Annotated in this window: 15 protein-coding genes; 9 read left to right on the forward strand and 6 right to left on the reverse strand. The window is 39.5% G+C overall.

Annotated elements, in window-relative coordinates; translation table 11 throughout:
• Positions 1 to 144: 144 nt before the first annotated feature.
• A complete protein-coding gene (gene hrpA, locus BLT94_RS03320) occupies positions 145 to 4,182 on the forward strand; it encodes an ATP-dependent RNA helicase HrpA (protein ID WP_092230378.1) in 4,038 nt (1,345 codons plus the stop codon).
• A 138-nt stretch (positions 4,183 to 4,320) separates the two neighbouring features.
• On the forward strand, positions 4,321 to 5,019 hold the full coding sequence (locus BLT94_RS03325) for a cytochrome c biogenesis CcdA family protein (RefSeq protein WP_092230380.1): 699 nt from the start codon (positions 4,321 to 4,323) through the stop codon (positions 5,017 to 5,019).
• A gap of 17 nt (positions 5,020 to 5,036) precedes the next feature.
• Here BLT94_RS03325 and BLT94_RS03330 read toward each other — a convergent pair whose 3' ends face one another.
• Positions 5,037 to 5,804, reverse strand: coding sequence for an alpha/beta hydrolase (locus tag BLT94_RS03330; RefSeq protein WP_092230382.1), 768 nt, complete (start codon positions 5,802 to 5,804; stop codon positions 5,037 to 5,039).
• A gap of 33 nt (positions 5,805 to 5,837) precedes the next feature.
• A complete protein-coding gene (locus BLT94_RS03335) occupies positions 5,838 to 6,746 on the reverse strand; it encodes a PHP domain-containing protein (protein ID WP_092230385.1) in 909 nt (302 codons plus the stop codon).
• A gap of 174 nt (positions 6,747 to 6,920) precedes the next feature.
• Here BLT94_RS03335 and BLT94_RS03340 point away from each other — a divergent pair, with 174 nt between their 5' ends.
• Positions 6,921 to 8,888, forward strand: a complete 1,968-nt coding sequence (locus BLT94_RS03340; protein WP_322787260.1) for a phosphoenolpyruvate carboxykinase (GTP) — start codon at positions 6,921 to 6,923, stop codon at positions 8,886 to 8,888.
• Between the two features lie 142 nt (positions 8,889 to 9,030).
• Here the strand turns inward: BLT94_RS03340 and BLT94_RS03345 are convergent, their stop codons facing one another.
• Both BLT94_RS03345 and BLT94_RS03350 read right to left on the reverse strand, forming a co-directional pair.
• Entirely contained in the window at positions 9,031 to 9,594 is a 564-nt protein-coding gene (locus BLT94_RS03345; protein ID WP_092230389.1) for a flavodoxin family protein, read from the reverse strand.
• Positions 9,595 to 9,600: 6 nt separating this feature from the next.
• Positions 9,601 to 10,308 (reverse strand): FKBP-type peptidyl-prolyl cis-trans isomerase, encoded by a 708-nt coding sequence (locus tag BLT94_RS03350; RefSeq protein ID WP_092230391.1) that lies wholly within the window; start codon positions 10,306 to 10,308, stop codon positions 9,601 to 9,603.
• 419 nt (positions 10,309 to 10,727) lie between these two features.
• On the opposite strand from BLT94_RS03350, the gene BLT94_RS03355 reads away from it, so the two are divergent.
• From BLT94_RS03355 to BLT94_RS03380, 6 genes are all read left to right on the forward strand, one after another.
• On the forward strand, positions 10,728 to 11,930 hold the full coding sequence (locus tag BLT94_RS03355; protein ID WP_092230393.1) for an ExeA family protein: 1,203 nt from the start codon (positions 10,728 to 10,730) through the stop codon (positions 11,928 to 11,930).
• A gap of 111 nt (positions 11,931 to 12,041) precedes the next feature.
• Positions 12,042 to 13,397, forward strand: a complete 1,356-nt coding sequence (locus BLT94_RS03360; RefSeq protein ID WP_092230395.1) for an OmpA family protein — start codon at positions 12,042 to 12,044, stop codon at positions 13,395 to 13,397.
• A 12-nt stretch (positions 13,398 to 13,409) separates the two neighbouring features.
• Positions 13,410 to 14,501, forward strand: a complete 1,092-nt coding sequence (locus tag BLT94_RS03365) for a polysaccharide biosynthesis/export family protein (RefSeq protein ID WP_092230397.1) — start codon at positions 13,410 to 13,412, stop codon at positions 14,499 to 14,501.
• Positions 14,502 to 14,527: 26 nt separating this feature from the next.
• Positions 14,528 to 15,967 carry a GumC family protein gene (locus BLT94_RS03370; RefSeq protein ID WP_092230399.1) on the forward strand — a complete coding sequence of 480 codons (1,440 nt, stop codon included), beginning with the start codon at positions 14,528 to 14,530 and terminating at the stop codon, positions 15,965 to 15,967.
• Between the two features lie 55 nt (positions 15,968 to 16,022).
• Positions 16,023 to 17,018: a CpsD/CapB family tyrosine-protein kinase gene (locus BLT94_RS03375; RefSeq protein WP_092230401.1), complete on the forward strand. Its 996-nt coding sequence runs from the start codon at positions 16,023 to 16,025 to the stop codon at positions 17,016 to 17,018.
• A gap of 18 nt (positions 17,019 to 17,036) precedes the next feature.
• Positions 17,037 to 18,293 (forward strand): hypothetical protein, encoded by a 1,257-nt coding sequence (locus BLT94_RS03380; protein ID WP_092230403.1) that lies wholly within the window; start codon positions 17,037 to 17,039, stop codon positions 18,291 to 18,293.
• A gap of 8 nt (positions 18,294 to 18,301) precedes the next feature.
• On the opposite strand, the gene BLT94_RS03385 is transcribed toward BLT94_RS03380, so the two are convergent.
• Positions 18,302 to 19,477: a glycosyltransferase family 4 protein gene (locus tag BLT94_RS03385; protein ID WP_092230405.1), complete on the reverse strand. Its 1,176-nt coding sequence runs from the start codon at positions 19,475 to 19,477 to the stop codon at positions 18,302 to 18,304.
• 6 nt (positions 19,478 to 19,483) lie between these two features.
• Positions 19,484 to 20,797 carry a nucleotide sugar dehydrogenase gene (locus BLT94_RS03390; protein ID WP_092230406.1) on the reverse strand — a complete coding sequence of 438 codons (1,314 nt, stop codon included), beginning with the start codon at positions 20,795 to 20,797 and terminating at the stop codon, positions 19,484 to 19,486.
• Position 20,798: the final 1 nt, after the last annotated feature.

The following is a 20,798-nucleotide window of genomic DNA, read 5'->3' on the forward strand; positions in this document are numbered from 1 at the left end:
GGCTTTGACTTATGGTACTGTACGTTCCCCCAATTTTTGGAACAGTTTTTATTGTGTTTTATTCCATAATTTATGTCAACCCTAATTTTATATGCCAAGTTCAAAATTTGACTTTTTTAAACTTTACATTACTATTCAAAGGCCATGAAAAAACTAAAAAAAATAGAATCACTTTGTTCCAATGTTATGTTAAAAGACAAACATACCGTTTTAAAGGAACTCAGAGCCATAAAAAAATTAAAGTCCGATAGCCCTTGCAGCATTGAAATCCATGCAAAAAAAATAAAAACTCTTTTTGAGAAAGCAGAGCGGTCAGCCCGGCAGACACGATCAAGGCGTTTAAACAAACCGTCCCATATCACGTTCAATCCTGATCTGCCCATCACCCATAAAAAAGATGACATCATTTGTGCCATAAAAAACAACTCAGTGGTGATTATATCCGGAGAAACCGGGTCCGGGAAAACCACCCAGATACCAAAATTCTGTCTTGAGGCAGGACGAGGAATTAAAGGACTGATCGGCTGCACTCAGCCCAGACGAATCGCGGCTGTCAATGTGGCCCGAAGAATCGCCGAAGAACTCAATGAAAACATTGGTCAATCAGTGGGATATAAAATCAGGTTTGATGATAAAACAAATGCTAATGCTTATATAAAAATGATGACCGATGGAATCTTGCTGGCTGAAACCCAGGCCGACCGCTTTTTAAGTGCCTATGACACCATTATTGTGGATGAGGCCCATGAAAGAAGCTTGAATATTGATTTTACTCTGGGAATTTTAAGGCGTCTTGTCCGGCAGAGAAAAGACCTTAAGCTGATTATAACATCCGCTACCATTGATACTCAAAAATTTTCCAAAGCCTTTGACAATGCCCCGATCATTGAAGTATCCGGACGGATGTACCCGGTGGAAACCCTTTACAGGCCTTTTTTAGACGAAGATAGCGAAAAACAAAGTTTTGAAGACCAGGGATATGTTGAGGCGGCGGCAGATGCGATTCACCTTCTTTTGTCCCAATCAAGATCAGGTGATATCCTGGTGTTTATGCCCACAGAGCAGGATATCGGGGAAACCATGGAACTGATCCGGGGCAAACAGCATCCGGGAGTAACTGTGCTGCCGCTTTTTGCAAGACTTTCAGCCCAAGAGCAGGCCAAAATTTTTTCACGGCAAGTGGGAAGAAAAGTCATTGTTTCCACCAATGTGGCCGAGACCTCCCTGACCATACCCGGAATTAAATATGTTGTGGATACCGGGCTTGCCAGAATTCCCAGCTATTCTCCCCGGACAAGGACAACTGCCCTTCCCGTGAGCCCCATTTCCCAATCTTCGGCCAACCAGCGGCTGGGGAGATGCGGCCGGGTTGAAAACGGGATCTGTGTCAGGCTGTTTGACGAGGATGATTTCGGGGCCAGGCCATTTTTCACATCCCCTGAAATCCTGAGAAGCAATCTTGCCGAAGTCATATTACGGATGATCGCCCTTAACCTCGGGGATGTTTCAACCTTTCCGTTCATTGATGCACCTGCTCCCAAAAGTGTTAAGGACGGGTTTGACACACTGATTGAACTTGGGGCCATCAAAGAAAAAACAACAAAACATAAACCGGCAAAAAAAAAGGAATACAATCTCACAAAAATCGGCCTGATCATGGCAAAGCTGCCCATAGACCCCAAATTATCCAGGATTCTGATAGAAGCGGACACAAAAGGCTGCCTGGCCGAAGCCGTCATCATTACCACGGCCCTTGCCATTTCAGATCCAAGACAAAGACCTGCGGAAAAAACTCAGGCAGCAGATCAACAGCATGCGATGTTCAAGGATCCAGGATCTGATTTTATCACGATTCTAAATATCTGGAATGCAGTTAAAGCAGCGGAAAAAAAATTCAACTCCCGGTCCAAGCTCAAAAAATTCTGCCAGGACCATTTCCTGTCCTTCAAGCGACTGAGGGAATGGACCGACATCCATGGACAAATTGTCAGGATACTCAAAGAGCATGGGGTGCGAGGAGAAAAAAAGATTGATTTTCAAACCGGAACCCAGGGCATGAAGTCCAAAGAATTCAACTTGGGCGGCCCCTTGTATATCGCGTTGCATCAATCTCTTTTATCCGGATATATTGCCAATATTGCCCATAAAAAAGAAAAAAACATATTCAGTGCTGCAAAAGGACAGCAGGCCATGATATTCCCAGGGTCCGGCCTTTTCAACACTGCCGGAAACTGGATTGTTGCGGCGGAATTTGTCAAAACCAGCCAGTTGTTTGCAAGGTCGGTTGCCACAATTGACCCTGAATGGCTTGAACCCATTGCAAAAGACCTGTGTACCCATACCTATTGTGATCCCCACTGGGAAAAAAAACGCGGACAAGTCATTGCAAAAGAACAGGTGTCATTGTTCGGACTGATTATTGTAGATGGCAGAAATATTGCCTATGGCAAGATAAATCCAAAAGAATCCGGAGAAATATTTATCCGACATGCCCTGGTCCAGGGAGAAATCCATCAGCAGTTTGAATTCATGACTCATAACCGGCAATTGATTGATCAGCTTGAAACCCTTGAACATAAAACCAGAAGAAAGGATATCCTGGCATCTGAAGATGATATGTATCTTTTTTACCAGTCACGGCTTCCCAAACCTTTTTATAATATCAGAACCTTTTCCAAATTTATCAAGGACCAAAAAAATCAGGATTTTTTAAAAATGACCCTGGAAGATCTTCAGCAATCTTTTGTTGATGAAACTGAACTCTGCTTGTTTCCCGATGCCCTTACCATGGAGCAGGGCAAATTCAAGCTTGAATATGAATTCAATCCGGGATCTCAAAAGGATGGTGTAACCCTTAAAGTTCCTGCCGCATCTGCTGCACTGGTATCAAAAAACAGTGTGGACAGACTGATCCCGGGGCTTTTTGAAAACAAGATAGCCGCTTTAATCAAAGCACTTCCCAAAAAATACCGGGTAAAACTGGTTCCTGTGTCTGAAAAAGCCACTATCATTGCCAAAGAAATGCCCGAACAAGACAAACCTTTGTATTCACAGCTCTCTTCTTTTATCCAAAACCGATTTGACCTTGTGATCCCCGCAACCCTATGGTCAGACAAGGAACTGCCGGACCATTTAAAAATGAGGATCTCCATCAGGGACAAAAAAGGAAAAGAGATCAAAGCCATACGGGATAAATCCGTTTTAAACGAATTTTGTTCCAACCTGGCACCTCAAAAAGGCAATGCTTTTCATGCCGCCCAAAAAAAATATGAACTGTCCCCTGTTAAAGAGTGGAATTTCAAGGATCTTGAAGATGTTATCATAATTGATCAAAATCCGGATTTTATGCAAAAAGCCTATCCTGGTTTGCAAATTGAAACCAAAACCGGTACAAAAAACGACACCATAGTTTTATCCCTGAGGCTGTTCAAATCGGAACAGGCGGCACAAACCGCCCATTGTAAAGGGATAAACGCATTGTTCCAGCTCTGCTTTCCCGATGATTTCAAAGCCTTGAAAAAAGATATCAACATGTCTTCGCACATTAAGCAGATGGCCCCGTTTTTCAGCGGCCAGACAAAATTTCAGCAATCCTTGTTCAACCGGATCACCACGACCGTGTTTGCAAAAAATATCCGGACAAAAAAAGAATTTGAAACCCATGCCCAAAAGCAATTAAAATTGCTTTACCATACCGGCCGACAATTTATAAAAGACATCTCAACCCTGGGCAAAGAATATCAAGCCTGTTTTGAACTTATTCAAAAACTGTCCTTTCAGCACCAAAAAAAGAAAAAGACCTTTGATATCTTAACCGCTCTTTTCAAAGACTTGAAAAATATTGTGCCTGAGAATTTCTTGGATCTGTATAAGATGGAGAGAATCGAACACCTTCACCGGTATGTCGCCTGTATCAGGATCAGGGCCCAAAAATCAGTTGACAATCCGCTCAAAGAAGAAAAAAAAGCATTGCAGACCGCAGGCTACACTAAACATTTGAATCAGCTTTTATCCTCACTGTCACAAGACTCCTCGCCTGAAAAATCCCAACAGGTTGAAGAATTTTTCTGGCTCATAGAAGAGTACAAAATATCTTTGTTTGCCCAAGAATTAAAAACAAAGGTAAAAATTTCCGCAAAAAAGCTGGATCAATTTTTAATCCGCCTTTCTACAATGATCTGACAGACCTTTTACTTTTTTTGCCGGTTGAGTTTAGATCCATTCATCGGGCAATTGAAAAAAAGGTATTCAATCTTGATAGACAAAAAAAAACAAATAGGTTAAAACAGCATTTAACAACATAAACATAAGGATGATATCGTGTTTGCCGAAAACATAACCTACCCGGCTGCTCTTCTTGCAGGGCTGCTTTCTTTTTTTTCTCCCTGTATCCTGCCGCTTATACCGGCATATTTTTCTTTTATCACCGGATTATCCCTGGATGAACTGACAGAAAACAAAAGGCAAACCCGGCAGAAAGTGTTTTTATCCACTGTTTTTTATGTGGCAGGCTTTTCCTTTATTTTCATTCTTTTCGGGGCGTCCGCATCTTTTCTGGGCGGGCTTGCCTCACAATACGCCTGGGTGGTCAGATATCTTGGCGGCGGCATTATTCTTATTTTCGGTCTACACCTTCTGGAAATCATAAACATTAAGGGATTTAATTTTGAAAAAAAAATCCATGTCAAGGAAAAGCCTTTGCACCTGATGGGCACCTTTGTTATCGGCATGGCCTTTGGTGCCGGCTGGAGTCCCTGCATAGGCCCATTGCTGGGCTCAATTTTGATTGTTGCCGGAAACCAGGAGACGGTTCTTAAAGGAGTTTTTCTTTTAGCGGTTTACTCTGCAGGTCTTGCCCTTCCCTTTCTTATCCTCTCCTTTTTCATCAATTCCATTCTTGAAATCATGAAACGGGCCACCAAATTTATCAGGGTACTCAATAAAATTTCCGGGATTCTGCTGATTGCCATCGGTCTTTTGCTGATATTCGACAAGTTCAGACTTTTTGCAATCCTGTAATCAAGCCGGTTTAAACCTTACGCCCCATTCTCAAGCCATGTTAAAACACAGGCGGCAACCGTTTCCCAGTTGTCTTCACCAATCAGCCAGTGGGAATGGGACTTAAATTCTTTGAAGGTTGCGACATGCCGGTATTTTTCAGCAATTTTCCTGACAACCTGCGCCGGGACAATCCTGTCTTGTGAGCCTGCAACAATCAATGCCGGGCAGGTGATTTTCGTCTCATCCACCCTTGATGCCCTGTTGTGATCCAGATACCAGAGACCAATTTCAAATGCGGCCCGACCGGATTCATACACCATTTTTTGATATTCTGTTTTTTGCCGGAATTCCGTCAATTGATGCAAAATAGCATAAGCAGCAGTTTCAAAGGATATCCTATGCGGTTTTTGCCAGAATCCCCATTGAGTAAACAGCCCCAGAAAACTTCTTATTACAGACCATGAAAGGCAATGAATCCCCGCAGGGGGTGCCGGGGTCATCAACACCAATGTCCGGGCAAGGCCTTTTGCCGCCAGAATCTGGGCTAAAAGCCCCCCCATGGAGTGTCCCATAAGGATGGGTTTTTCATCTAATTTTTGAATATATGCTTCAAGGTCATCCGCATAATCCAGAAGGCTTGTAGTTCCCAACCCTTCTGGAGGAATATCATGCGGGTCAATATCATGGTGCCTTAACACCGGCACATGACAAGTATATCCACGAGCCTCAAAATACGATTTAAAAAAAGTCCAGCACCAGTCACTTCCCCACATACCATGAATCATTACAATATCATTTGTCATCTTCCACCTGATAGTTTAAAAATGTTTTCCAACTTATGCCAAAGCAGCCTTAAACACGACATATTCCGTTTCACATATTCCTTGAACCCCTAAAGGGCGCTCTATTCCATCATGGCAATCCGACCCTCCAGTCACCAAAAGATGATATTTTTCTGCCCAGGATTTCATCAGATCCTGATGGGCTTTCGTATGGCCGGGATAATACACTTCCAGCCCATGAACCCCTGCTTCAATAAACTCCGGCAGTATCTGTTGAACAATGTCCAAAGGCGGCAGCACTTCTTTATAATGCCCCTTGCCGGGAAAAGAACCGGCTGCCGGATGGGCCAGAACAGCAAGGATACCCTTTTCTCTGATGATGTCCACTGCCTGTTCCAGTTTTATTCCGGAAGGAAGGTATGCAGGACTGTCATTTCCAATTATTGCATTGATGGTATCGGCATCGGTAATGCCAAACCCGTCCTTTAACGCAAATGAAAAGTGGCGCCTTGTGGCATTATCACTTAATGCAGAGATATCTTCAAATTTCAGATCCCTGTTTAACAAAGGAGAGATCCCGTTCGGTCCAAAAAATTTATTAATTTCTTCAACCCTTGCCCTTACCAGTTTTTCTCCCCTTCCTTGGGCCAAAATTTTATTAATTCTTGCCATGAACGAATCTTCCGTAAGCCTGACCGGTAAAAAATAACACAACAGGTGCAATGTCCCGATAAAATAAGAGCGCTTAAACCGGATAGAAACTTCCACTCCCGGAATCACTTCAATACCGTTCTTTTTTCCTGCAGCCATTGAGGTTTTCAAACCCTTTAGCGTATCATGATCAGTGATCCCAATTACCCTTATACCAAGACTTTTTGCCTGTTCAATCATCTGATCGGGTGTAAAATCTCCATCAGATGCCGTGGTGTGATTGTGTAAATCCGCAAATATTTTCTGATCCATAGCGTTTCCTTAAAGTCAGCCTGTTTATCATTATTTTGCCATCTTCCTGTTTTTATAATGCTTATCATAAAAATACAATTTGATTTTTTTAAAAAATAATAAGATAATACTTGATTTTTAAAAATCAGATATTAGATAAAGAATAGTTCTTTTAATAAAATTATTTTGGAGATAATGATTAACATGTGTAAAACCGGTAGCGATATAGATATTATCAATGAATTAGGAAAAGTGGATTCCGAAGAAAGCGCCAAATCCATATTTAAAAAACATATGGACGATGAACAATTAACCCGGATTTTAAAAATCAAACACCCTGAAGTCTTAAAAAAAATTGCCGATTCAATTGTTCTTTGCAACCCTTCTGCTGTCTTTGTCAACACGGGATCACCCGAGGACAGGGAATTTATTAAAAATCTTGCCCTTGAAAAAAAGGAAGAAAGCTCACTTGCAATGAAGGGGCATACCATTCACTTTGACCTGGCCCAGGAACAGGGTAGAATCATTGACAGGACATATTATATCGCAAACCCGGAAGATCAAGTCAGTTCTCTTGCCAACCGTATGGACAGGCCCACGGCACTTGAACAAGTCCGGTCAAACATGACGGATATCATGAAAGGCATGACCATGATCATTGGATTTTACATGCGGGGCCCTGTGGGCTCTCCCGTATCAAATCCTGCTTTGGAAATCACAAGCTCCACCTATGTCGCCCACAGTGCAGAACTGCTTTACAGAAACGCCTATGCCGCGTTTGATAAAGAAGTTGAAAATCTTGGCCATTTCTTTACCAATGTTCACAGCGAAGGGCTGAACAGGCCCGAAGATCTGCCCGATGCAAGGGTGTTCATGGATCGCAAATTCAAAACCACCTACAGCTGGAAATGCACCTATGCCGGAAACACCCTGCTGCTTAAAAAAGGAAACCATAGGTTCGCAGTAGACAAAGCTGTGTATGAAAACCTTGGACAGGAACTATCCGAGCATATGTTTATCACGGGAATACATGGCCCCAATGACCGCGTGACATGGTTTGCAGGTGCCGCTCCCAGCGGATGCGGAAAAACCACCACAGCCATGGCAGGAAATGTATTTATCGGCGATGATCTCGCCCAGATGTGGATTGCCGATGACGGCAGCATCCGGTCAGTCAACCCGGAAGCCGGTATTTTTGGTATTGTGGAAGATGTTAATCTTGAAGGCGACCCCCTGCTGATGAAAGTCTTACGACAGCCCGGACATGAAGTGATCTGGTCCAATGTGCTGATTGACGAAGACAAAGTTCCCCATTGGGTGGGAAACAATGAAAACCATCCTGACAAAGGAATCAATTTCCAGGGAGATTGGTATAAAGGCAAAACCGATAAAAACGGCAAACCCGTTCCCATGTCCCATCCCAATTCCAGGTGTACCCTGCGCTCGACCAGCCTTGACAACTACTCCCCTGAAGCTGAAAACCCCAAAGGTGCCCTGACACGGGTTTTTACATACAGTGGCAGGGATGCAGACACCATGCCTCCGGTCTGGGTGGCTCAAAATTCAGATGCAGGAGTTGTCATCGGAGCCTGTATCGTGTCGGCTGCCACAGCAACGGAAGTCGGAGCCACCGGTGTAAAAAGGTCGCCCTGGGCCAATGCAGCATTTATTCCCGGCTCCCTGGGAGATTATATGGATGCCCAGTTTAAATTTTTCGGCAGTGACAAAATAAAAAACGATTATAAGCCCGTAATGGCAGGCCTCAATTATTTTCTGACTGACAAGGCCCGTGGCGGAGACTCCTCCAGGCTTCTCGGAGAAAAAAAAGATGTAAAAGTATGGCTTTCCTGGCTTGAGCGATATGCCCACAATGAAATAGACCATATCACAACCCCAATTGGGAATATTCCCAGATATGATGATTTAAAATCATTGTTTAAGCAGATTATCGACAAAGACTATACCAAAGAGTTGTATACAAAACAATTTTCTTTATATTTGGATCATATCATCAAACGCTTGGAGCTTCAGCAGGAAGCCTATTCCAAAGAAGAAAGAGTACCTCAAACCCTGTTTGACATTTTAGCTGAACAAAAACAAGGCCTTTCAGCATTAAAGGATACCCATGGCAGTATTGTATTGCCGGACATATTTGTGAATTAAAATTTCAAACAAAACAAGCCAAACCAAAATAGCGTTGGTACACGCAAGGGACAGATTTAAAATCTGTCCCTTGCGTGTATCTTGCAAATGTATAATCGAGTTTAAATAACTTAGTCTTGCCCTTGTTACCGAATTCCTTCTCTTACAACCCTGCAACCAGATTATTAATCTCTTCATTAACGGCAAGATGATTTTTTATCCCGCCTTTTTCATCAATTCCCCTGTAGCAGAGAGCTGTTTCATATTCAATATTTGCTGCATCAAAAAAATACCGGGCCGTCAATTTCAGCCCGTCAAACAGATCTTCCCCCCGGGTAGCACCGACTGCCAGAAGAAAGCCCTTTCGTTTGCGGCCCTTGAATTCATCCGTCTTAAGCCTGTATTTTCGCGACCACAACACCTGTATCCGGTCAATTAATGCTTTGATCGCTGCAGGAAACCCATAAAAATATACCGGGGAACTGATCACTATAATATCTGCCTTTATCACTTCCGGAAGAAAAATATGGGTAAAATCATCTTCAAAAATGCACACCCCTTTTGTTTCACAATGACCGCAACCAATGCAGGGATTGATCTTCATTTTGACGGCATTCAACACCTGGGTGTCATGCCCCTTGGATTCCATTTCTTTCATGAACCTATCCATAAGATAGTGGGAATTACCTTTATGACGCGGACTGCCGTTTATTCCGAGAACCAGCATAATATTTTACTCCACAATGCTTAATAATTCGACTTCAAAAATCAGGGTTGAGCCCGGCTGAATAAAACGCCCTGCTCCCCTGTCACCATAGGCCAGATCCGGTGGAACAAACAACTGCCACTTTGAACCCACCTTCATCATCTGCAACGCCTCAATCCATCCCTTGATCACGCCGCCGACCTGAAATGTTGCAGGCGTACCCCTTTGATAGGAAGAATCAAAAACAGTGCCGTCAATAAGAGTTCCTTTATAATGACACTCTACCGTATCCGATGCCTTTGGAAAAGGCCCTTGGCCTTGTAAAAGGGCTTTATATTGAAGCCCTGACGCCAGGGTTACGACGCCGTCTTTCTGCATATTTTCCTCAAGGAACTTGATTCCTTTGGCCCGGTTTGCCTCGGAGTCTTTTTTTATTTGCTCTATTTGCCTCTGCCTTGCCTGTTGCTGAAAGGCAACCAGGAGTTCTTTTAATTTGTCTTCAGTCAGCTTAAGCTGGTTGCTATGCCTGTCACTGGCTCCCATGATAAAAAATTTGAGGTCCAGTTCAAAATTTGCTTTTAATTTATCAACAATATCATATCCAAGTGCATAGCTGATCTGCTTTTCAAGATCCGCTTTTTCAACAGCCTGTTCTTTTTTTTCGTTTGCAAAGGCATCCGGATTGAACAAAATTACAACAATCAGAATCAAAAAAAGTCTTTTGAGGATTTTCATTACGGTCTCCTTGAATTTTGAAAATTTGGAGTTTGATCACAAAAACCACCATTATGATCAAACCTGAAAGTTTAAATTGGTGAGCTTTAATTAATGAATAACAAAAAGATCCATAGTTTGCAATGGCCGTACAAACTTTCAAAAAGGCAATCTAAAACAAATGATATGAAAATTTGGACAAATATGATATCAGACTTTTGATCAGAGCTACCCATCCCACTATAACTTTACGATAGTGATAAACTATAATGAACTTTTTCTTCAAATTTTACGGGTTTCATATTTTGCTGTTTCAATCAGAAGCATAGGGAAGAAATTTATTAAAACAACGGCTACACAAAAAATCTTGATTAATATGGTAAAATTAGTAATAGTTTCGAAAACTATTTTTTTTGTTCGCGCTTAAAAGGGTATATTTGATGTATAAAAAATTCTATCTAATGCAAAAAGAACCGTTTGACTGTCATCCGTCGCCAGATCTTTTTTACAAATCCAAAGCCCATAAAAATTGTTGGAATTACCTTGCTCAAGGGATAAAAAGAAGTGACCCCATTCTTCTTGTGTCAGGAGAATATGGGTCAGGCAAGACTCTTTTGTCGCTTAAGCTCATTAAAGCGTTAAAAAAAAACAAACAAACTTCAGTTTATATCTCAACGCCAACCTATAGTTTCCCCATGCTACTTGAAAAAATTATTGTGGAATTAAAAATTGCTATGGATGAAATTGATACATCCGATGAATTAAAACTTCAAAATATTTTATATGAATATTTTGAAAAGAATATGATTGAAGAAAGAAAAAAAAAATTTGTTTATCTGGTAATTGATGATGCCCAGGAATTCAGTTATTCTTATCTTACAAAACTAAGGCTTTTTGCCAGTTACAATTATTTGGGATATTTCCCCATACGGATCATTTTATTTGCTCATAAAAATTTTTTAGAGACACTGAATCATCCCCAAAACATAGCTTTGGGGCAACGAATCAAAAGAATTTATTGTTTAGACCCCTTTGATTTTGAAGACATCAAAGAATATATTTATTTTCGTTTAATACACTCCGGCGCAAGTGGCAAGCCTGTTTTTGACGATGAAGCCATAAGCGTAATAGAAACGATAAGCAACGGCAATCCCCGGCTTATCAATAATATTTGTGATAATTGTCTTTTATCGGCAAGCAACCAGAAACTCAATTTGATTGACCAGTCTATGGTCAATCAAACCATTGCAAAAAAAAAACTGGTTGGAATTAAAAATCTACAAAAACCAAGGACTGCTCAATTCTCATATGAGAAACCAAGCCATGCTTATATTGAAAACCCGTTGTCTGAAGATGAGGAATTCCGGGATAAAGATATGCACGCAGAAATTACCCAGGCCGGAGAAACTGGAGAGGATTTATCTGGGAAAAAGCCCCCAAAAAAAATTGATCTTAAAAATTTGGGATCTCGATATGGAAAAAAAGGATTCATTATTATTTTGATCTTAATCATTCTCTTTTTATCGGCTCACATTTTCAACCAGAATAAATCTTACAAAATCAGTAACCTACAAAATAACAGCAACCAAACTATCTACCCTGCGCCAGCATATAATTATGTTGATAAAAATCAGACTCAATGAAAACAAAAAAAAGATTTCAAAACAAACCATATACCCTCAGTATATAGTACATGTAGATCGCCCTATGAATTTTTTTGTTGAAATGAGTATTTTGTTGTCTGGAGAAAATAAATGCAAAATAAAATAACACTAAAACTTATGCCGCTGTTTTTCTTTATTATTTTTTTGGGGTGTGCCGCTAATACTACTCCACCTGTTGTAGATAAAAACGTTATTAAAACTGCTTCAAAGGAATTCCACAGGTTTGATTTTAAAGAAAATCAGCCTGTTAATACCAAAGAATTTGTAAAAAAGGTAGACAATTTCACGGTTATATTTGACCCTTCCGCCTCAATGACAGAGACTTACACACCTTCCAATGATTGTATTGCCTGCCACACAGATCATCAGCATCCAGAATATGCTGAAAATCATGCAGTAAAACACGGTGGTCTTGAATTTGCCGACGAGGACAAACGACAATACGCCATGGAATGCAATCGCTGTCACCAAAATCTTCTGTACAGCAAATTCAAATTTGCCAAGGAACTTACCAAAGGATTTAATCAAGCCATTCCGGATCTGGATTTCACAGGCACCATAAGGACCTTTGGTTATCCCGTCTATACCAATTTTGAATATGGATTAAAGGAAAATGACAATACAAAATTTTTGAATTATAATAAAAATGAATATGCCCACGCAATTGATAAAATACTGGATGCTGATGGAGTAAGCCCACTTGCCCCCACTTTGAAAGCAACCGGCAAGGACTGGTATAATCACAAGGGAAAAATAGCCGTAATCATAATCAGTGACGGCAAAGACATGGGTGAAAAAGAGGTACTTACAGCCCAGGATCTAAAAGCAAAATATGAGGAAGATATTTGTATTTATACTATTCTTATCGGGAAAGATCCCTCCGGTAAAAAAGTTATGGACAGGATTGCCATGAGTGGACAATGCGGACTTGCAATCAATGGTGATGATCTGCTGGATAAAGAAAAAATGGTACAATTTGTCCATGAAATATTTCTGACCAGGGTACAGCCAGACAGTGATGGTGACGGTGTGACCGATGACAGGGATGATTGCCCGGGGACAAAGCCGGGTCTCAAGGTCGACGAAAACGGTTGCTGGGATCTGGTGCTTCAGGCTGACGTTCTCTTTGACTTTGATAAGCACATCCTGAAACCCGAAGGTATTACAGCACTTGAACAGGTAGTGGCTTTGCTCAAAAGACACTCATTCCTGGACTTGCACATCAGCGGGCATACCGACAATTTCGGCTCAATGAAATATAACATTAAACTTTCCAGACAACGGGCTCAAACAGGCTTTGATTACCTGAAAAAACGAGGAATTGATTCAGGACGATTATCCATCAGCTGGCACTCCTTTTCCATCCCGATTAGCACGAACGATAACCCTGCTGGACGTGCGTTGAACCGCCGCCTGGAATTTAAATTCAAGAAACGACAGGAGTAATAAAATCAAAGCATGAACAAAATTTTGAAATACCAAGAAATTATAAAATATTATCAGGAGTTCAAAGTTAGAACAAACTTTAAAAATCTTATCGCCTTGGTATTAATAATAATATTTTGTACTTCCTGTACAGGAAAATCAGAGATAGGGATCAGCAAAGAAACCATTTATGATCGGCCCATGCCCAAGGTAGAACACGAATATCTGCTTGGCCCAGGTGATGTCCTGGAAATTGTTTACCATTATACGCCCAGGCCGGATACCAAAGCATATGTTTTGTCGGTTGCAGATGTTTTAAAAGTTGAATTCGCCTATCACCCTGATATGAACAGGGAATTGGTTGTCAGACCGGACGGGAATATAACCATGCCCAAAATAGGCGCAGTATATGCTTTGGGACTTACACCGTTACAACTTCAAAAAAAAATCAAAAACATATACGGTAAAGATTTCATTGATCCGATTGTTACGGTTACAATGATTCAATACAACCGGACGATTGATCGCTTAAAAAAAGCAATCACAACCTCAAGCCGGGGGCAAAGTAAACTTTCAGCCATCAGGCCGGATGGATATCTGTCTTTCCCCATCATAAGCGATGTCATGGCCGGTGGCAAAACCCTGCCTGAAGTAAAAGAAATACTGACCAAACAGTATCAGGCCCAAATAGACAACTTGACCATAACATTGATTTTAAAAGTTATGAAAGCCAATCTGGTATATATCATGGGCGAGGTTTCCAGACCAGACAGCTACCTTGTAGATGGGAGCATTACCGTAACTCAGTTAATTGCCAGAGCCGGAGGCACTAAGGATACAGCAGAAAAAAGCACCATACTTGTCATCAGCAGAGACAAAAAAAGAAGACCATGGGGCAGACTTGTGAATCTTGAAAAGGTCTTATATAATGCCGACTTAAGCCAGGATCTGGTACTAAATCAATATGATATCGTATATGTTCCAAAATCAGCAATAGCACGCAGGAATTTATTTGTTGATCAATATATCAACAAAATGATTCCCACTTCGCTTATTGGCCCGTATGAAATGGGCGGAGCTGCATTTGGCGGGACTTTGATTGAAACAAAACCCATAATAAAATAGATTCTGTTAAAAAAGGTATTATAAATATGGCAATTACTACATTAAAATCATCAAGAGATTTTGCACGAATCTGGTTTTTTTGGCAGAAACAGGCTATTTTTATCTTCTGCCTCATAGTTATCGGCATTTGTTTTTATTCTTTTTCCCAGACCCCTCTCTATGAGAGTTCCGTAAAAATTATGATTCTTCCCAAATCCGCCGGAGAGTTGGTTGTTTCCCCGGGTGATGACTCGCGTCAATACCTTTCAAGCCCGGTAAACGACCAAGACATCAATACCGAAATTGAGATGCTTAAAAGCGATGTAGTCATAAACAGTACTGTGGCATACTATAATCAAACAAGTTCCGCGCCAGAGCAATCCCTGGAAAAAAAAAGCGAATCTAATATTTTTGACAGCTTGAAACTTTTTAAAAAACCTCTGACAGATTCTGAAAAAAAAGCAAAAGCATTGTTAGGTGCCTTGAACGTCGATCCAATTTCATCCTCAAATATCATCTCTATTTCCCTTACCTCGCCCTATCAGGAACAAGTTGCCGAGGTGCTGAATAAACATATCGAATTTTATATGAAACATCGTAAAAAGACACTTTCACTTGGCGATACTGAGATGTTCTATGAAGAACAAAAGGTATATTACGCAAAAAAACTGGCAGCAGCCACAAAAAAATTAAAGGCATTTAATAATCAATGGAATATTGTAAATATGGAAAGTCAGACGTCTGCCAATATTCAGCTCATTTCATCATTTCAGACAGAACTGAAAAATCTGGAAATAACAATTGCAGAAAATCAAGCTAAAGTAAAAATGCTAGAGGAGGGTCTAAAAATTAAAGGGACCGACTTTGTTATTTCTAAAGAAGTGCGGTCTATGCCGGTCATCGTTGAGTTGGCAAAAGGTCTGGTGCCGCTTTTGATTAAACGCACTGAAATAAGTAAAACCTTTACCAAGCAAAGCAGGGAGTATAAGCAGATTGATGACCAAATTGCAATGCTGCGCCAGGAAATAAAAAATGAGGGTATTAATGCCTCAAAAACAAACAAAATGAATAATGAAGCCCTTAAAATACGAATAGACCTGCTCAAGAATAAAATTGATAATTTAAAGGAACAATCCAATGATTTCCAGCAGAAGACTGAAGAACATAAAGAACTTCAGATGGATGTAGACATTGCCAGAAAAAACCTTTTAAAATATGGGTCAAAAAAAGAAGACTCAAGATTATTTTCAAAACGCAATGACAGTAACCTATCAAATATAGTCATTGTGGAAGCAGCTGCCACTCCTTTAAGGCAAAAGTCACCTAACAAATTACTTGCATTGGAGGTTTCAATCTTTTTAGGCTTTTTTGCCGCACTTATCCTGCCGTTTATTCTGGAAACACTTGATTATAAATTAAAGACTTCTGACGATATTGAAACTATTTTGTCTTTACCTGTAATTTGCACATACAATGAAATAAAATAACAGCTAATATGCTATCAATGATAAAAACATGAATACAAATATAGAGATATAACTTATGAACGTAACAAACCGGCAATCTGAACTTACAAAGAATTTTCCGGAAGAAAAAGACAACTCACCGTCAGATTCTTTTGAAAATCGATTTAAAGCTATTGCATCAAGTAAAAAAGAAAATATTGGAAATAAACAAAACCGGCAATCTACATATAGCAACCGCTATATTCAAGCTGCTCACATTAAAAAACAAAATTCAAACAGTGATGATAATTTTCTCATTGATACGCATCAATCAATAGATCCTGTATCCAAAAAAAGTTATCAATCAAAGGATTCCGCAAATAATTTAAAAGAACCTATTTTTGACTACAACTCAATGAATCAAGGTGATAAAAAATCTTCGTCTGCATGGCGTTTTCTAAACTTGAAAAACAAAAAACAGACTGGTGATCTTTATAAAAAAATTTTGTTTTTTAATAAAAAAAACGGGTTCAAGGCCTTTAACTTTATCAGCAGCAGGAGTAAAGAAGGCGTCTCCACTGTTGTGGCAAATTTGGTTAATTATGTAGCTTCTCAAACAACAACAAAAAAAATATTGGTAATTGATGCTAATTTGCAATCCCCAAAACTGCATACCATTTTTAATATTTCCAATAAAGCCCCTGACCTTGTTGATGTATTTAACAACAGGCTTGGAATTCGCAAGGCGGCTATTCCCATAACTTCTAATATCTTTGTCCTTTCCTGCAGCAAAGGAAAGGTTAAAGATTTTGGTAACCTGGAACAGGAAAATTTTGTTAAGCTGATTGATTATTGTAAGCAATTGTATGATTATATCTTTATCGACTGCCCACCTGTTCTCAGTTCCTCTGATGCCTTATCAGTAGCTCCTGCTGCAGATCTTACCTTTTTAATAATACAGTCTGCGCAAGTCCAGAGACCTGTTCTGGAAAAAGCAAAATCTCTTTTGCAAAACGATGAATGTCAAATTGGGGGAGTAGTTCTTAACCGTTTGCAACAGGTCATTCCAGGCTGGGTGTATAAATTCATATAATGACTACAAGAGCCTGAAATGATTAATTCTTTACTTTATTTGCTTATAACAAGCATCTTTATTTTGGATTGGCTCTTTTTTAGATATGGTATTGGGGTAAGGCAGATAACATGGCTGCCGGAATTTATTTCTATAGTTATTGCTGTTTCTATCCCATTTAAAATGGCAATTATCAAACAAACCCATATACCAATAAAATATACCTTTTTACTCTTTTTATACATAGCGAATTTGCTTGTCGGCTTTTTTTTAAATGACGTTAGCGCTTGGACAATGCTATCCGGACTCAGAATTTATACAAAATTCATTCCTGTTTTTTTGCTTCCACTTATATTTCCATTTTCGACGCAAGATTTTAAAAAAATCACCATTATAATATTCATCTTGGCAATGATCCAATTTCCTATCGTACTATGGCAGCGGTTTGTAGAATTTTCCACAAAGGGAGGAGATCCAGTAGGCGGAACACTCGGGGTGCATGCATCAGGTGTATTGTCAATATTTTTGCTTATTATAATCTCATTTCTTATTGCTTTCTATTTTAAAAAAAAAATCTCGCTGCCGATATTCCTGTTGTCTTTTGCAGCCTCATTTATTCCTACAACCTTGAATGAAACAAAAATAACTTTTCTTCTTTTGCCAATTACCATGATTTTCCCAGCCATATTTATTAAAGATATAAAAAAAACTATTTTTCGAATTATGCTGGTCATATTAATTCTGGTTGCTTCTTTTTTTATATTGAAAGGTATTTACAATCATTTTCAGTCCCAAACATGGGGTTATGGTATTGAAACTTTTGTTACCATGCCCGGACGCGTGGCACATTATAACAGAAAACGAATTGATCCCATTAAAAATTCAATTAAGAACGCGGTTAAGGACATAAGATTTCTATTTTTTGGACGTGGGGCCGGAAATGTATCAGAGGGATTTACCAAGAAACTTAATGGGAAATATGTTAGAGAGGGGATCTATTATGGGGCAAAAAGCGTATCTTTTACTAAACTTATGTGGGAGATTGGAACAATGGGCATTGTCCTAATATATTCATTCCTTTTTTTTGTTTTTTTGGACTCCTCAAAGTTATGTAAAAAAGACGATTTTTCAGGTGCTTTTTCTTTAGGAATGCTCAGTTTTAGTATGTTTTTTTTCCTTTCAATGTTTTATACTGAAACCCTTGAGCAAAATATTTTTGTGTATATATTCTTTTTGGCTGCCGGACAGATTGCCTACCTCCATGACAGTAAGAAAAGCATAGAAACTGTGATATGATATGGAGTTTATTTTAAACCGTTATAGGCTGAAAGCAATTTTGGAATTTCATGTTTCCACTGAAGCTTGGAAACAATTCTCATTCTGCCATAATTGCCCATTTGTTTTCCCATTTCCGGATTGTCTATTATTTCAATAATTTTCTTTATTAAAGATTCATAATTGTTGGGCTCAGCATAAAGTGATGCATCCTGTGCTGAAAATCTTCCTTCAGTCATTTCAAATTGAACAATGGGTTTGGCAAGAGCCATATACTCCATAATCTTGTTCATGGTGGATTTATCGTTCATATCATTTACAGCATCGGGATTAACACAAACATCAGCGGTACTCAAAATCTCCATCAACGTATCATCCGGCACTCTGCCCGTAAAAGTAACATATGCTTCAATTTTCAACTGCCGGGCCATGGTCTTGAGCAACTCAAGTTCAGTTCCGTTTCCTACAAGAATAAAATGGATATTTTCTCTTTTTAATACATGTACAAGAAAGGATATTCCTTTTAGAAGATAATCAAGCCCTTCTTGACCACCCATCACTCCAACATAGCCCACCAAGTATTTTTTACCTTTTTTCCACTTATCATTTACAGGCCTTCTTTTTGTACGTTCTAAATTAGGCCCACTTCGGACAATATAGACATTCTCAGACTTCATACCACCACGTCTTATGGCAATTGCTTTGTAAGACTCGTTCGTTGCAATGGAAACATCAGCTATTTTAAACGTCCATTTTTCCCATAAAAGCATCAGCCGGTAAAACAAATCTTTTTTCCCGAATTTTGCAAGATACAGCTCGGGATTAATATCATGGTGATCAAATAAAAATTTTTTTCTGAAAAAAAATTTAAAAAAAACAGCAATAATAAAAATATTATCAGGAGGATTGCATGCATGGATGACATCAAAGCCATGTTGAAAAAAAATTTTCAAGGACAACACAAACTGATAATACAACGCAGACGAATACTCAACCATGTAGCCAAAAGCACCCCTGCCTTCCAAAGGCAAAGGGTGACGGTATATGTGAATCCCGTCAATTAATTCATATCTTTTCAAATATCCATTCATTGCAGGACATATGATACAAACAGAATATCCATTGTTTTTCAATGTTGTTGCTTCCTGCCATACCCGCCTGTCAAAAGGGACAGGAAGATTTTCAACAATTATTAATACTTTCATATTTATTTACCAGCAAAGCCCTTTGTAAAATCCATTGCTGTTTATGCCGTCAACAGCGCGCACAAGATCTATCACTTTTTGATCTTCTCTCAAATTATCCATAATATTCTTAAATTCAAATGAATTATTTCCAATCACAATCGTCTGGGCATGTTCAAGAACTTCATTCATTGTTTTAACCATTAACTTTGCAATATGCGGAATCTTGTTCAATATAAAAGCTTTGTTTGCCCCAACCAAAGCGGCAAGATTTACATTTTTATCATACAATTTTATTTCATATCCCTTTCCAAGAAGCCGTTCAATCATCTCAACAACAGGACTCTCTCTTAAATCATCAGTCCCTGCCTTAAAACTGAAACCTAAAAAACCAATCTGTCGATTATCATCTTCCATAACCATGCGTAAACCATTTTCAATATGCAAATCATTACTTGGAAGAATGGAATTCAATATGGGAAGATTAATATCCAATGATTTGCCTTTATAAGCAAGCGCTCTTACATCCTTGGGCAAACATGAACCGCCAAAGGCAAATCCGGGTTTTAAGTAACACGGTGAAATATTAAGTTTTGTGTCGCTGCAGAAAATATCCATAACATCATGGCTATCCACCCCAAGGGATTTGCAGATATTTCCAACTTCGTTTCCAAATCCCACCTTAAGCGCATGCCAGACATTATCAACATATTTTACCATTTCTGCAACTTCAATGGCTGTTCTGATAACGGGGCAGTCCAGATTTTGATATATGGATGCCAAAAGGTCTCCGCTTACGACATCAGTCTCACCAATTACGGTTTTAGGAGGATTGTAAAAATCATAAACAGCAGTTCCCTCCCTTAAAAATTCAGGATTATTGCATACACCGAAATCCTGCCCGGCAATTTTACCGGAGCTTGCCTCAAGAGTCGGGATAACGATATTTTTAATTGTGCCGGGAATTATGGTACTTCTAATAACCACGACATGGCGTTGAATTTTATTCTTTATTGCTGCGCCAATATGCTCACATACCCTTTGAACATAGCTTGTATCCAGATCGCCGTTGATTTTGCTGGGAGTTCCCACACAGACAAGAGAAAGTTCGCTGTTTTCAATCGCTTCCAGTGCATTTGTGGTTGCTTTCAATTTTCCATTCTCAACCACAAATTTTATTATTTCCCCTATATCCTTTTCAATAATTGGCGATTCACCCCTGTTTATCATATTCACTTTAACATCTACAGGATCAACGCCTATTACCGTATGTCCGTCCTTTGCAAAACATGCCGCAGAAACCACACCAACATATCCAAGCCCAAAGATACTAATCTTCATT

It is taken from the genome of Desulfobacula phenolica (genome assembly GCF_900105645.1).
GTDB classification, from domain to species: domain Bacteria; phylum Desulfobacterota; class Desulfobacteria; order Desulfobacterales; family Desulfobacteraceae; genus Desulfobacula; species Desulfobacula toluolica.